This window comes from Trinickia symbiotica (assembly GCF_003028655.1).
Classification (GTDB): domain Bacteria; phylum Pseudomonadota; class Gammaproteobacteria; order Burkholderiales; family Burkholderiaceae; genus Trinickia; species Trinickia symbiotica_A.
Genome location: NZ_PYUC01000001.1, coordinates 417,415 through 430,155, shown reverse-complemented (window position 1 = coordinate 430,155; position 12,741 = coordinate 417,415). Strand labels below are relative to the sequence as shown.

Annotated in this window: 12 protein-coding genes; 6 read left to right on the top strand and 6 right to left on the bottom strand. The window is 62.9% G+C overall.

The genetic code is table 11. From position 1 onward, the window contains the following. Positions 1 to 13: 13 nt before the first annotated feature. The gene (locus C9I57_RS01845; protein ID WP_107148928.1) at positions 14 to 802 is read right to left on the bottom strand and encodes an SDR family NAD(P)-dependent oxidoreductase; all 789 of its coding nucleotides are present in this window, start codon (positions 800 to 802) and stop codon (positions 14 to 16) included. Positions 803 to 903: 101 nt separating this feature from the next. On the opposite strand from C9I57_RS01845, the gene C9I57_RS01840 reads away from it, so the two are divergent. From C9I57_RS01840 to C9I57_RS01830, 3 genes are all read left to right on the top strand, one after another. Next, positions 904 to 1,476 (top strand): TetR/AcrR family transcriptional regulator, encoded by a 573-nt coding sequence (locus C9I57_RS01840; protein ID WP_107148927.1) that lies wholly within the window; start codon positions 904 to 906, stop codon positions 1,474 to 1,476. An 83-nt stretch (positions 1,477 to 1,559) separates the two neighbouring features. Further along, positions 1,560 to 2,783 (top strand): MFS transporter, encoded by a 1,224-nt coding sequence (locus tag C9I57_RS01835; protein WP_107149244.1) that lies wholly within the window; start codon positions 1,560 to 1,562, stop codon positions 2,781 to 2,783. Between the two features lie 45 nt (positions 2,784 to 2,828). Further along, entirely contained in the window at positions 2,829 to 3,356 is a 528-nt protein-coding gene (locus C9I57_RS01830) for a metal-dependent hydrolase (RefSeq protein WP_107148926.1), read from the top strand. 81 nt (positions 3,357 to 3,437) lie between these two features. Here C9I57_RS01830 and C9I57_RS01825 read toward each other — a convergent pair whose 3' ends face one another. Next, complete coding sequence (locus C9I57_RS01825; protein ID WP_107148925.1) at positions 3,438 to 4,349, bottom strand: LysR substrate-binding domain-containing protein; 912 nt, start codon at positions 4,347 to 4,349, stop codon at positions 3,438 to 3,440. Positions 4,350 to 4,469: 120 nt separating this feature from the next. Between C9I57_RS01825 and C9I57_RS01820 the strand changes: the two genes are divergently transcribed. The 3 genes from C9I57_RS01820 to C9I57_RS01810 all read left to right on the top strand — a co-directional run bounded on the left by C9I57_RS01820 (position 4,470) and on the right by C9I57_RS01810 (position 8,745). After that, a complete protein-coding gene (locus tag C9I57_RS01820; protein ID WP_107148924.1) occupies positions 4,470 to 5,636 on the top strand; it encodes a mandelate racemase/muconate lactonizing enzyme family protein in 1,167 nt (388 codons plus the stop codon). Positions 5,637 to 5,697: 61 nt separating this feature from the next. After that, a complete protein-coding gene (dctA, locus tag C9I57_RS01815) occupies positions 5,698 to 7,038 on the top strand; it encodes a C4-dicarboxylate transporter DctA (RefSeq protein WP_107149243.1) in 1,341 nt (446 codons plus the stop codon). A 144-nt stretch (positions 7,039 to 7,182) separates the two neighbouring features. Next, the gene (locus tag C9I57_RS01810) at positions 7,183 to 8,745 is read left to right on the top strand and encodes a methyl-accepting chemotaxis protein (RefSeq protein ID WP_107148923.1); all 1,563 of its coding nucleotides are present in this window, start codon (positions 7,183 to 7,185) and stop codon (positions 8,743 to 8,745) included. 110 nt (positions 8,746 to 8,855) lie between these two features. Here C9I57_RS01810 and C9I57_RS01805 read toward each other — a convergent pair whose 3' ends face one another. The 4 genes from C9I57_RS01805 to C9I57_RS01790 form a co-directional block, all read right to left on the bottom strand. Continuing rightward, positions 8,856 to 9,656 carry an IclR family transcriptional regulator gene (locus C9I57_RS01805; protein ID WP_107148922.1) on the bottom strand — a complete coding sequence of 267 codons (801 nt, stop codon included), beginning with the start codon at positions 9,654 to 9,656 and terminating at the stop codon, positions 8,856 to 8,858. A 97-nt stretch (positions 9,657 to 9,753) separates the two neighbouring features. Continuing rightward, positions 9,754 to 10,671 (bottom strand): SMP-30/gluconolactonase/LRE family protein, encoded by a 918-nt coding sequence (locus C9I57_RS01800; RefSeq protein ID WP_107148921.1) that lies wholly within the window; start codon positions 10,669 to 10,671, stop codon positions 9,754 to 9,756. Beyond that, on the bottom strand, positions 10,668 to 11,510 hold the full coding sequence (locus C9I57_RS01795) for a citryl-CoA lyase (RefSeq protein ID WP_107148920.1): 843 nt from the start codon (positions 11,508 to 11,510) through the stop codon (positions 10,668 to 10,670). The genes C9I57_RS01800 and C9I57_RS01795 overlap by 4 nt, the downstream gene beginning before the upstream one ends. After that, positions 11,510 to 12,697 (bottom strand): CaiB/BaiF CoA transferase family protein, encoded by a 1,188-nt coding sequence (locus tag C9I57_RS01790; RefSeq protein ID WP_107148919.1) that lies wholly within the window; start codon positions 12,695 to 12,697, stop codon positions 11,510 to 11,512. Before C9I57_RS01790 ends, C9I57_RS01795 begins: the two co-directional genes overlap by 1 nt. Positions 12,698 to 12,741 lie beyond the last annotated feature (44 nt).

The following is a 12,741-nucleotide window of genomic DNA, read 5'->3' as shown; positions in this document are numbered from 1 at the left end:
GGAGGCGTTGCGCTTATCCTGCAGTTCGATACCGCTCAGCCGCATGCGATTGCCCGAAGTTCGGCATCATCGCTAGCCGCGCGGCCTGATATGCCTCCCATTGCCCAGCGTCAGGCAGCGGCGGAATCGTAATGGCCTCGCGGCGATCGAAGCCGACGAGCGCCGCATCGACGAGTTCTTCAACTTCCATGACGCCGGGCATCGTGTCCACGTCCTTGCCGCTGTGCGACCAGATTTCGGTCCTCGTCGCGGCGGGCAACACCGCCTGCACATAGACACCTTTCGCGCCGAGCTCGAGCTGCAAGCCTTGTGAGAGAAACGTGATGAAGGCTTTCGTCGCGCCATAGACGGTCGAGCCGAACTCCGGAATCAAGCCGACGACCGAAGCGATATTGACGATGGCGCCCGAGCCCGCCGCGACGAAACGCGGTGCGACTGCGGCGGCGAGGCGCGCGGGCGCCGTCGTATTGAGGGCGATGAGCCGTGCAACGTCTTCGGGCGCTTGATCGAGAAACGTGCCCGGCAATGTCGTGCCCGCGTTGTTGATCAGCACGCCGATGCGCGTGTCTGCGCGCAACCGCGTTTCCACTTTCGCCACGTCGGCGGCTTCGGCCAGATCCGCTTTTACGATGTCGATCGCGATGCGGTTCTCCGCTCGCAATCGCGCTGCAAGTTCTTCCATACGCTCGACGTTTCGTGCAACGAGCACAAGGTCGTGGCCGCGCTTGGCGAAACGGTCGGCATAGATGGCGCCGATGCCGGTGGAGGCGCCCGTCACGAGGACGGCAGGTTTCGTGGACATTCAGTTCTCCGAAGAAAGTTTGTTTACATGATTGTCATCATGTATGCGCTAATGATGATGAGCATCATGTATAATGTCAAGCGTCAGTTCAGGGAGGAAACGTGAAGGTCAGTCGAGAGCAAGTTGCTGAGAACCGGCAGAAAATTCTGGACGCCGCGAGTGATCTGTTTCGCGCCAAAGGCTATGAGTCGGTCACGGTCGCCGATGTCATGAAGGCCGCTGGGCTCACGCACGGCGGCTTCTATGGTTATTTCAAGTCGAAGGACGACCTGATCGCGCACGCGCTCGCGCACGTCTTCGAGCGGGCGGCGGCCAGCGACACGGAAGTTGTCCGATACGCGGCGAAGTACCTGTCGCCGGCGCATCGCGATGATCTTGCCTGCGGTTGCCCTGTTGCCGCGCTTGGCGGCGAAACGGTACGGCAGACGCCGGAGGCGCGCGCCGTCGTGACACGGGCGCTGCGCGAGCGGATCGAGCGGGTCGCCGCAAGCATGGCACATGTCGATCCTGTGATTGCGCGTAGGGAGGCGATCGGAAGCTGGTCGGCGATGGTGGGCGGACTGATTCTCGCAAGGCTAGCGGATGATCCGAAGCTTGCCGACGAGGTGCTCGAAGAGACGCTTGCATGGATCGACGCGCGCGCGACACAGCATGAGGTGACGGAGAATATGTAGGGCGCGAATACGTGGTTTCCCTAATGCCAGTAGAATCGCCGTTTCGAAAAGACGAATTCATCGACGAATCGGCGAGCGAACTGATGCACCAGGTAGGGACGGGAAAAAAAACGGGGCTGGTGCTTTTTGCACTGGCGGTGGGCGGGTTCGCGATCGGTACGACGGAGTTCGCGACGATGAGCTTGTTGCCCTTGTTCGCGCAAGGCCTGGGCATCGACGCGCCGACGGCCGGCCACGCGATCAGCGCCTATGCGCTCGGCGTTGTCGTCGGTGCCCCGGCGCTCGCGGTGATCGGTGCCCGGCTCGATCGGCGGACGTTGTTGATCGCGCTCATGGCGATGTTCGCCATCGGGAACACGTTGAGCGGCCTTGCGCCAAGCTACGAATGGCTACTCGTCTTCCGCTTCTTGACCGGGTTGCCGCACGGCGCGTATTTCGGCATCGCCGCGCTCGTCGCGACTTCTCTCGTGCCCGAGGATCGACGCACCGTTGCCGTCGGCCGCATGTTCCTCGGGCTGACATTTGCGACCATCGTTGGCGTGCCACTGTCGAATTGGCTAGGGCATGCGATCGGCTGGCGCTGGAGTTTCGGCTTCGCCGCCTCGTTAGGAGTCCTGACGATGACCTGCGTTCGGCTGTGGGCGCCTTCGGTGCCCGCATCGGCCGAGGCGAGCCCGCTGCGCGAATTGGGCGCGTTGCGGCGCCCGCAAGTTTGGCTGACGCTCGGCATCGGCGCGATCGGCTTCGGCGGTCTTTTCGCCGTCTACACCTATCTCGCCGACATCCTCGCATCGGTCACGCATGTTTCCGTTGCGGTCACCGGCCTGATTCTGAGCCTATTCGGCGTGGGCATGACGATCGGCAACGTCGTCATCCCGGTGTTCGCGGATCGCGCATTGATGCGCACCGCAGGCTTGCTGCTGCTTTGGAGCGCCGTCATGCTGCTGCTCTTTCCGCTTGCCGCCCATAACGTGTGGACGATCACAATCGTCGTATTCCTGATCGGCATCGGCGGGGCACTCGGCACGGTGCTGCAGACGCGGCTCATGGATGTCGCCGAAGACGCGCAGGGGCTGGCCGCGGCGCTCAATCATTCGGCGTTCAACACGGCCAATGCGCTCGGTCCGTTTCTCGGCGGTCTCGCGATCGCCGGCGGATTCGGATGGACGTCGCCCGGATGGGTCGGCGCGTTGCTCGCCCTTGGCGGGATCGGCATCTGGGCGCTTTCGCTCTACGTGCAGCGGGCAAGCGCAGCGGCGGCGGTGCGGCGCGTCGAGAGCCGCGTGTATGCCGAGTCGGAGCGGTAGCGAGCGCGATGACCGATTAGCGTCGTAGTAAGGCACATCATCGGTATGGCATCACACGCAGCACATCACGCAACCGGTTGGGCCGCGGGAACGATTGCAGCCGTCCTCGTCGCGCAAGCTGGCGCGGCGGGCCCATGGCACCTCGGAATCCTGGCTGCGTTCGTGGCCGGCATCGCCGGCGGTACAGCGCCCGATTGGCTCGAAATCGCCTGGTGGAGCCGCTCGCGACGGCTCTGGATCACGCATCGCACCGCAACGCATTGGGGGCTCGGCTGGGCAGTCGTGCTCGCTTTTTCCTATCACTCGCTCGGCCGCGCGCAACCGCTAGCGGCGCCGCTCTTCGGCTTTGCCTGCGGCGGATTCATGCATCTGCTAGCGGATTGGCCGAACCCGCTCGGTGTGCCGTGGATTTGGAAACGCCATTCCCTGAACTGGTGGAAGAGTGGACGCTGTGACCTGCTCGTCGTCGCCCTCGCGTGGGCGGCCGCATGCTGGGTTGCGCGGCCGTTATGGGTGACGCGCGTCGGTCATCTCGCGCGCTGGCTGCATGCCCTTTCAGGCGGCGCCTTTTAGACGTCGTTCCCTGCTCTCGCCGATTTGCCGGTCCGTACGCCGTGCTCGAGGCAGGGCGGCGCGGCGCTGCCGAAGCCATGTCTACGACGCGTCCGCGGGCCCGCCTTTGAAGTGCTCGATCAGGAAATCGATGAACGCTCTCGCTCGTGCGGACTGATTGCGTTTGTTCGGGTAGTAGACGAAGAGATCGGCCGAGGGCTGCACGAATTCCGGCAATACCACGCGCAGCCTCCCGCTTTCCAGATATTTCGCGAGGTCCCATTCCGAGCGCACGAGGATGCCGTGGCCTTCGAGCGCCCAGCCGAGCACGATGTCGCCATCGTTGCTGGAAAGCATGCCATGCACCTTCACCGATTCGATTCGCCCGTTGTGCGCGAGACGCCAGACGCCGTACGCATCGTCGTTCTGGCGATGAAGGATGCACGTATGCCGGGCAAGGTCGGCGAGGCTCGTGGGCGTCCCATGTTTTTCGAGGTAGCGAGGCGATGCGCATAGAAACCTGCGATTCGACATGACACGTCGCGCGTTGAGCCTCTTGTCAGGAAGCTCGCCGAAGCGGATGGCGAGGTCGATGCCGCTTTCGACGAGATCGACCGGGCGATCGGTCACGTCGAGCTGCACCTCCACGTGCGGGTATCGCTTCGCAAACGACGAGACGATCGGCGCGATCGTCGTACGCCCGAAGCCGAGCGTGGCGTTGACGCGCAGCAGGCCCTTCGGGACCGAGTGGCTCGACGATACGGCGTCTTCCATCTCCCGAATCTCGGCGAGGATCCGCGTGGCGTGATGCAGGTAGGTCTCGCCTTCCGACGTCAGGCTGATGTGGCGCGTGGTGCGGTTCACGAGCCGCACCCCGAGCCTCGCTTCCAGTTGCGACAGCCGTTTCGTGGCGGCGGGCGGCGTCAGATCGAGCGCTCGGGCCGCCGCCGCAAGGCTGCCATGGCGTGCGAGCAGCACGAAGAATTCGAGCTGAGAAGCGACTTCCGTCTTCACTGAAAGTTAATAAAGAAGTGAGTTTCGGTGAATCATAACGCCGCTATCGGCGAATAATCTAGCGGCTCTTGGCGCTGGATGCCGCTTCGCGGCGGTGATGCGCGATGCAACGGAGACCCTATGAGAATCGTCGAAATCCGCGAGAAGACCGTTCCGATCAGCTCGTCCATTCGCAATGCCTACATCGATTTCAGCAAGATGACGCTGAGTCTCGTCGCCGTGATCACCGACGTGATCCGCGACGGCAAGCCGGTGATCGGTTACGGCTTCAACTCGAACGGTCGCTACGGACAGGGAACGCTCATGCGCGAGCGATTCATTCCGCGCCTGATGGAGGCGGATCCCGCTTCGCTCGTCGATGACGAGCGCGACAACCTCGATCCTCACAAGATCTGGGCGACGATGTTCAAGAACGAGAAGCCGGGTGGCCACGGCGAGCGTTCAGTCGCGATCGGCACGATCGATATGGCCATCTGGGACGCCGTCGCGAAGATCGAAGGCAAGCCGCTCTTTCAGTTGCTGGCCGATCGTTATGGCAACGGCCAGCCGAACCGGAAGGTTTTCGTCTACGCGGCCGGTGGCTATTACTACCCAGGCCAGGATCATGGGAAGCTCAAAGACGAAATGCGCAGCTATATCGACCGTGGGTATACGGTCGTCAAGAAGAAGATCGGCGGGGCGTCGCTCGACGAGGACCTGCGTCGCATCGATTCGATCCTGAGCGTGCTCGGCGATGGGCAAAAGCTCGCGGTCGACGCGAACGGCCGCTTCGATCTCGACACGGCGATCCAGTACGCCAAGGCGCTCTCGCGATACGACCTCTTCTGGTACGAAGAGCCGGGCGATCCGCTCGATTTCGAACTGCAGGCGACGCTGCGCAACTACTACGCGAATCCGATGGCGACGGGGGAAGATCTGTTCTCGATGCAGGACGCTCGCAATCTCATTCGCTACGGCGGCATGCGGCCCGACCGCGATTGGCTCCAGTTCGACTGTGCGCTCAGCTATGGCCTCGTCGAATATCTGCGGACGCTCGAGATGCTGCGCCAGCACGGCTGGTCGCCGAGCCGCTGCATTCCGCACGGTGGCCATCAAATGTCGCTGAACATTGCCGCGGGTCTCGGCCTCGGCGGCAACGAGTCCTACCCCGACTTGTTCCAGCCTTATGGCGGCTTTCCCGACGGCGTCAAGGTCGACAACGGCTACATCACGATGCCGGACCTGCCCGGCGTCGGCTTCGAAGGCAAGGCGGACCTCTACGCCGAAATGCAAAAACTCTCGGCATAAAACGATCGCGGCGCACCCGGCCTGCGCGAACAGAACGAATACGCAAGGAATGGAGACAGCCATGCGGGTTTCAACGATAAGGAAGTACCTGTCGAGACTCTACGTTCAGGTCTTGATCGGCATCATCGCCGGCGTCGTCGTCGGGCATTGCTTTCCCGATCTGGGCACCGAAGCCAAACCGCTTGGCGATCTCTTCATCAAGCTCATTCGGATGCTGCTCGCGCCTATCATCTTCGCGTCGGTGGTCGTCGGCATCGCGCGGATGAACGACATCCATTCGGCCGGGCGAGTGGGTGTCAAAGCGATTCTCTACTTCGAATTCGCATCGACGATCGCGCTCGCAATCGGGCTCGTCGTCGTCAATCTCGTGCATCCGGGCAGCGGAATGAATGTCGATCCCGCCCATATCGACAAGGCGGCGATCAGCGCCTATACGCATTCCGCGCACCAGCATACGACGCTCGATTTCTTCATGAATATCGTGCCGAACAGCGTCGTCGGCGCATTCGCCAACGGTGAAATGCTGCAGGTGATCTTCTTCTCGGTGCTGTTCGCCATTGCGCTCGCGAAGCTCGGCCCACGCACGGCACCTTTCGTCGACATGCTCGACATGTTTTTGCAGGCGATGTTCGGCGTGGTGCGGATCGTCATTTATGTCGCGCCGATAGGCGCGTTCGGGGGGATGGCATTCACCGTCGCCAAATATGGCATCGGCACGCTGGCTTCGTTCGGCGAGCTGATGTTGAGCCTCTATCTGACGACGATCGCGTTCATCGTCGTCGTGCTGGGCAGCGTGATGCGTCTGAGCGGATTGTCGCTGTGGAAATTCCTGCGCTACATCAAGGACGAAATCTTCGTCACGTTCGGGACGGCTTCAACCGAGGCCGTTTTGCCGCAGATGCTCATCAAGCTCGAGAAGCTCGGGTGCTCGCGCCCCGTCGTCGGCATGGTCTTGCCGACCGGCTACACGTTCAACGCGGACGGCACCGCGATCTATCTGACGATGGCCGCGATCTTCATCGCTCAGGCGATGAACATTCATCTGAGCCTATGGGACCAACTGCTCGTGCTCGGCGTGCTGCTGTTCACTTCGAAAGGCTCCGCTGGCGTGGCGGGCGCGGGGTTCGTCGCGCTCGCCGCGACCCTCGCATCGATGCAAAAGATCCCCGTATCGGGCCTGGTTCTGTTGCTCGGTGTCGATCGCTTCCTGAACGAGGCGCGCGCCGTGACGAATCTGATCGGCAACGGTGTCGCGACGATCGTCGTCGCCCGATGGGAAAAGGCCATCGACATGGAGCAAGCGCGAACGATGCTCGAGCGGGGAGCGCTCGACGCGGCGGAAGTGGAGTCGCCCGAGGAAGATGCAAGCCAGCGTCCGATCGGCGCGGGACGATCGCTCTGAATCGCGATCGGCCCGAAAAAGAAAGCACGCTCGATCGCACGGCTCAAGTCCGACGGGAGGGTGCCGTTAACGGTATTGGTGGCCTCTGTCTATCGACATTGGGCGAGGCGAGAATTTTCCACATACCTATCGGCACCCTTTCAAATGTTTAGACGTCTCTCCATTTCCGCGCGTCTGTGGCTGACGATGGCCGTCCTCGGCGCGATGCTCATAGCAATCGGAGTGCTCGGCGTATACGGCACGCGACGCTCCGACCAAGACCTCAATTACGCGTATTCGAATCAGCTCAGCGCGGCGATTGCGATCGGCAAGGCCAACTTGAACCTCACGATCGTACGAACCACGCTCGATCGCGTCCTGCTTCACCCCGAGGCGCCCGACACGGCAACCCTGATCGACAAGGCTCTCAACTATCTTTCGATCTCCAATCGCGCATGGAATGAATACGCTTCGCAACCGCATAGCGTCGACGAGCAGGCGCTGGCCGATGCGGTCGGCACCGCGCGTTCGGCGCTGATTGACAAGGCGATCATGCCGATGATCGATGCGATGAGGAAAGGAGACCACCCGAGCGCGGACGACATCGCGATGAAGGGCGTGCCGCCGCTGTCGGTCGCATTGACCAAAAGCTCCGACGCGCTCGCTGCCTGGCAAAACCAGCACGGCAACGAAGCATTCACGGCGGCGAAGGTGCGTTCGGGGGCGGTTCAGGCGATCGGCGGCGTGCTTCTCGCGGCGGGCCTCATCGTCTGCGCGATCTGCGCCGTGGCGCTCAACCGCTCGATCGCACGGCCGCTCGCGAATGTCCTTGCGCAAATGCAGCGAATCGCCGCGGGCGACTTGAGCGAGCGATTGGAGGTGCGATCCGATGATGAAATGGGGCAGCTCGTCAAAGGCCTGATGGCGATGCAAACATCGTTGACCGAAACGGTCCGGCAAGTGACGCGCAGTGCCGAATCGATCGCCGCGGCAACGAGGGAGATCGCCGCCGGCAACAGCGACCTGTCTCAACGTACCGAAGAGCAGGCGGCGTCGCTGCAGCAAACGGCTGCCAGCATGGAAGAGCTCACGGCGACGGTCAAGCACAACACCGACAATGCCGTAAACGCGCAAACGTTGTCAGGCGGCGCAAACGATGTCGTGGCGCGCGGGGCCGCGGTGGTCGAAAGCGTCGTGGAGACGATGAACGGAATCGACGCAGCCTCGAAGAAGATCGCCGATATCACGGGCGTGATCGAGGGCATCGCCTTTCAGACGAACATTCTGGCGTTGAACGCGGCAGTCGAAGCGGCGCGGGCCGGCGAGCAAGGCCGGGGTTTCGCCGTCGTGGCCGGGGAGGTTCGCTCGCTTGCTCAGCGGGCTGGTGCCGCCGCCAAGGAGATCAAGGAACTGATCGGCGATTCGGTAGCGCGCGTCGATGCCGGAGCCAAGCTAGTCGATACGGCGGGGCACACGATGCAAGAAATCAAGGAAGCGATCGCGAAGGTGGCGGCGATCATGGACGAGATTGCCAGCGCGTCGGGTCAGCAAAGCGACGGCATCGAGCAGGTCGGCATCGCCGTGTCGCAAATGGATCAGGTCTCGCAGCAGAACGCGGCGCTCGTCGAGGAGGCGGCCGCGGCGGCTGCGTCGCTCGACGATCAGGCTGCGTTGCTCAAGCGCGCAGTGGGGGTGTTTCGCTTGGAGAAGGCTGCAAGCTTGGCGTGAAACGGCGCTCGCCGACGCCCGGCGAGTCGCCTCGGCGAGATTGCTCGGTGAGCGCTAGTGGACGACGCCGCTCGCGGCGCTTGGGGCTTGGCCGTCCAATAGGCGCTGGCTCACGCCCCCTTTCGCCCGCGTTGCTCGGACTTGAGCATGGCGAGCGCCGCGCTCAACGGCGAGGCATCGCCGCCCAACATCTCGCTTGCCGTAATGGCGGCCTCGAGCAGCGGCCGGCGCATCCGCATCATCAGCATCTCATCGACACGCGAGCGCGGGCCAGCCAGCGTGAACGCGCCTGCAACCGGTTGTGCCGCGGAAAACACGGGGGCGGAAATGCCGGCCGTCTCCGCATCGCGCTCGCCAATCGACATGTAATAGCCGGCACGCCGGATTCGTTCGAACAGCTCTCCGCGACCTCCGCCGAACGCGTTTAGGACACGGCCCCCCGATCCTTTGTCCATCGGCAGTACGTCGCCCTCGCGGACGTGATCTCGAACCGCATGCGTGGAATCGACACGGTGCAGACAAACGCGGACGTTCTTTTGTCGCACGTAGAACGAGACGCTTTCTCCGCTTTCATCGCGAAGTGTGCGCATCAGCGGAAGAACGATATCGGCAAGCTGCATGCTGCGCTGATAAAGCGCGCTGAGCCGCAGTGTGGCCGGTCCGATGTAATAGCGGCCGTCGTCGGAGCGCAACATCATGCCGTGGTGGATGAGAGACGCCATCAATCGCAGGATCGTGCTCTTGTAGAGGCCGGTTCGATTGGCGAGCTCGGCAAGCGACAGGCCTTTGTCGTCGGGCTGAAACGCAAACAGGATCGCAAACGCGCGGTCGAGCGCGGCGACACCGTCCGGGGAAGCCGAACCGCTCGTCGCAGGCTCGGCGCCGGCTATTGTTTTCTTGGGATTGACCATACGAGGCAAGGCGGGAGCGGCTGGCGCTCGACACGGTTGCACGACGAACCGGATCCGCGGTGCCTGCTCCATGCGTTATGTCTGACAGAACGCCATTTTACGCGCCTATCGGCGCGCGAGCACCCGCGATATGCCAGTCGGCATACAGGATCGAGCCCGTGCTGGAATCCGTGATGAACAGCGTGGCGTGCTGCCGGCCGCCGAATGTCACGTTGGTAATGGTGCGGCCGGCGCATGATTCGATCTTGGCGATTCCTTCGCCATGTGGATTCAACGCGAACACGGCGCCGAGCGAGGCGTGAGCGACGAACAGATTGCCTTCGCTGTCGATCGTCAAGCCATCGGGTCCGCTTACGCCGTGGAACGAGGCGAAGCGTCCCACCTTGCTCGTGCTGCCGTCGGGCAGCAGCGGCAGGCGCCACACCGCGTTGTCGCGCGTCATCGCGACGAAGAGGACTTTTTCGTCGGGACTTAGCACGAGGCCGTTCGGGCTCGGACCATTCGCGAGCAGACAGTCGAGCCTGCCGTCCGGGCCCAAGCGGTAGACGCGGCCAGTCGGATCGTGGAGGCCCGTCTGACCTTGATCGGTAAAGTAGATGTCGCCGTTCGAGGCCACGACCAGGTCGTTCGGGCCTTTAAAGCGCTCGCTGTTGCGCCTCGTGACGATGGGCCTCACGTCGCCGCGTGCGGGGTCGAGCTCGAGAATGCCGTTCTTGTAATCGGCAATGAGCAGACGACCGTCGGGATGCCACGCGAGTCCGTTCGGCTCGCCGTCGTAATGGGCGACGATATCCCATTCCAGTTGCGGCGAGACGCGAAATATTCGGCCGTGAGGGATGTCGACGACGAAAAGGTTGCCTTCCGGGTCGAAGCATGGTCCTTCGAGAAAGGAATCGATGGCTGCGCCACCCTTGTTCGCGCGCGACCACTCGGAGGCCTCGTGGCGCCTCAGTCCCTCGGGCAATGCTGTGTGAAGATGCGTTTCGATTGTCCGCGGTGCCGGATACCAGCTCATTGGCCATGCTCCAAATGACGCGTTGCGGGACCGGTGTATCGATATGGCATTTGGCGCGGCATCGGCCCCTTGTTGCGTTCGCCGCGTCCGCGCTGCTCCCATGCATGCGAGAGAATGCCGACCGCGCGAGACAGGCAAAAAATCCCGCGCGCCAGTTCCGGCGCGAATCCGAGCTCGGCATAGATGACAGCGGTGGCGCCGTCGATGTTCATCGGGATCGGCTTGCCCTTTCGAGCGGCGAGCAGCGCCTCGATTGCGCGAGCGATGCGCGCATAATCGCCCGGCACGGCGCCGCTCGCTCTCGCGTCATCGACCATCTCCAGCAGCTTGCCCGCCCGTGGATCGACGGGATGAAAGCGATGGCCGAACCCCGGCACATATTTGCCGTGGGCCTCGATGAACTCGTCGATGCATGCGACGACCGCTTCTTCGAGCGGTATATCGCGGGTCGTGCGTTCCCTGATCCGTTCGAGCAGTTCCACCGCTTGCTGGCCCGCGCCGCCATGGACATCGTCGAGCGTGTTCAACGCGGAAGCCATTGCGCCGTTCAGCGGCAAACCGCAGCTGATCGCCATCCGTGAAATCGCGATCGACGGTGCGTGCGGCCCGTGATCGACCGACGCGACCAGCGCCGCTTCGAGGAGGCTCGATTGCTCTGCGGTGGGGAGTTCGCCGCGCAGCATGAGCCAAACCATGTCGGGGAAACTTAGCTTCCCGATCAATTCCTGAATAGGGTATCCACGTACATGAATTCGGCCAGGCTCGATATCGATGATGTCGGTTCGCCAATAGTCGGCGCCAAGCTGGCCGTAGTCCGGCGAGTTCGAAGTGGCAGGCATTACACGACTCCTTCCGTATGCAAGGTTTCGATCGCGCTAGCGTCGTAGCCCAGGCGCTCGAGCCATGCGCGCGTGTGTTGCGCCAGTCGAGGCGCCGGCGATTGCGGCGCGACTTCCGCGTCGGATAACCGGAAGCCCGCGCGCGTGACGCTTTGCCCTTCTTCGTCGAAGCGCGTCACGAACCGGCGCGTTTCGATTTGCTCGTGCGCAAGAATTGCGGGCACGTCGAGAACGAGGCCGGCTGGAACGCCGGCGTCAACCAGCTCCTGTTCCCAGGCCGCGGCCGAGCGGCTCGCGAGCGCCGCTTCGAGAGCCCCGGTCAATTCGGTGCGATGCGTTTTACGCGCGTGGCGGTCGTTGAAACGCGGATCGCCGAGCCATTCCGGATGGCCGACGATGCGGCACAGCGAAGCGAACTGCTTATCCTCGTTCGCCGCGATGTTGATGAGGCCGTCCCCGGTCCTGAATGTACCGGAGGGGGCGGCCGTGAAGTTCTGATTGCCCATCGGGGCGGGCTTGACGCCAGCGTTCAGGAAGTTCGACACGACCCAGCCCATCGCTGCGAGCGTCGATTCGAGCATCGATACGTCGATCATCCGGCCCGCGCCGGTTCGTACCGCATCGACGAGCGCAGCGGCGATCGCAAAGGCGGCCGTGATGCCGCCGACCGTGTCGCTGATCGGAAATCCGACGCGCAAAGGGGCGGAATGCTCATCGCCCGTCACGCTCATGGCGCCCGACATCCCCTGAATGATTTGATCGTAGGCGGGGCGATCGGCTAGCGGCCCGTCTTTGCCGAATCCCGAGATCGCGCAGTAGACGATGCGCGGGTTGATGGCTTTCAGCACGTCGTAGCTCAGTTCGAGACGGTCCATGACGCCTGGGCGGAAGTTCTCGAGCAATACGTCGGATTCCCCGACCATGCGCATCAGAATTTCGCGCCCGCGCGGATCCTTCAGATTCAGTGTGACCGACTGCTTACCCGCGTTGACGGCGACGAACGATGCGCCCATTCGTCGCGCGGCGGCCTGAGGGTCCGCACCGAGGCGGCGTGCAAGGTCCCCTTCGCCAGGCACCTCGATCTTGATGACTTCCGCGCCCATCAGCGAGAGCTGATAGCCGCAAAACGGGCCGGCGAGCACGTTGGAAAGATCCAGAACGCGTATGCCATGCAACGGTAACTTCATTTCGCTTCCTTGCTGTTTTGTCGCCGCGCATTGGGCTAACGCGG

Coding starts and splice junctions, on each gene's coding strand:
- C9I57_RS01845 (WP_107148928.1), bottom strand. CDS start 802: ATGTCCACGAAACCTGCCGTCCTCGTGACGGGCGCCTCCACCGGCATC.
- C9I57_RS01835 (WP_107149244.1), top strand. CDS start 1,560: ATGCACCAGGTAGGGACGGGAAAAAAAACGGGGCTGGTGCTTTTTGCA.
- C9I57_RS01830 (WP_107148926.1), top strand. CDS start 2,829: ATGGCATCACACGCAGCACATCACGCAACCGGTTGGGCCGCGGGAACG.
- C9I57_RS01820 (WP_107148924.1), top strand. CDS start 4,470: ATGAGAATCGTCGAAATCCGCGAGAAGACCGTTCCGATCAGCTCGTCC.
- dctA (WP_107149243.1), top strand. CDS start 5,698: ATGCGGGTTTCAACGATAAGGAAGTACCTGTCGAGACTCTACGTTCAG.
- C9I57_RS01810 (WP_107148923.1), top strand. CDS start 7,183: ATGTTTAGACGTCTCTCCATTTCCGCGCGTCTGTGGCTGACGATGGCC.
- C9I57_RS01805 (WP_107148922.1), bottom strand. CDS start 9,656: ATGGTCAATCCCAAGAAAACAATAGCCGGCGCCGAGCCTGCGACGAGC.
- C9I57_RS01800 (WP_107148921.1), bottom strand. CDS start 10,671: ATGAGCTGGTATCCGGCACCGCGGACAATCGAAACGCATCTTCACACA.
- C9I57_RS01795 (WP_107148920.1), bottom strand. CDS start 11,510: ATGCCTGCCACTTCGAACTCGCCGGACTACGGCCAGCTTGGCGCCGAC.
- C9I57_RS01790 (WP_107148919.1), bottom strand. CDS start 12,697: ATGAAGTTACCGTTGCATGGCATACGCGTTCTGGATCTTTCCAACGTG.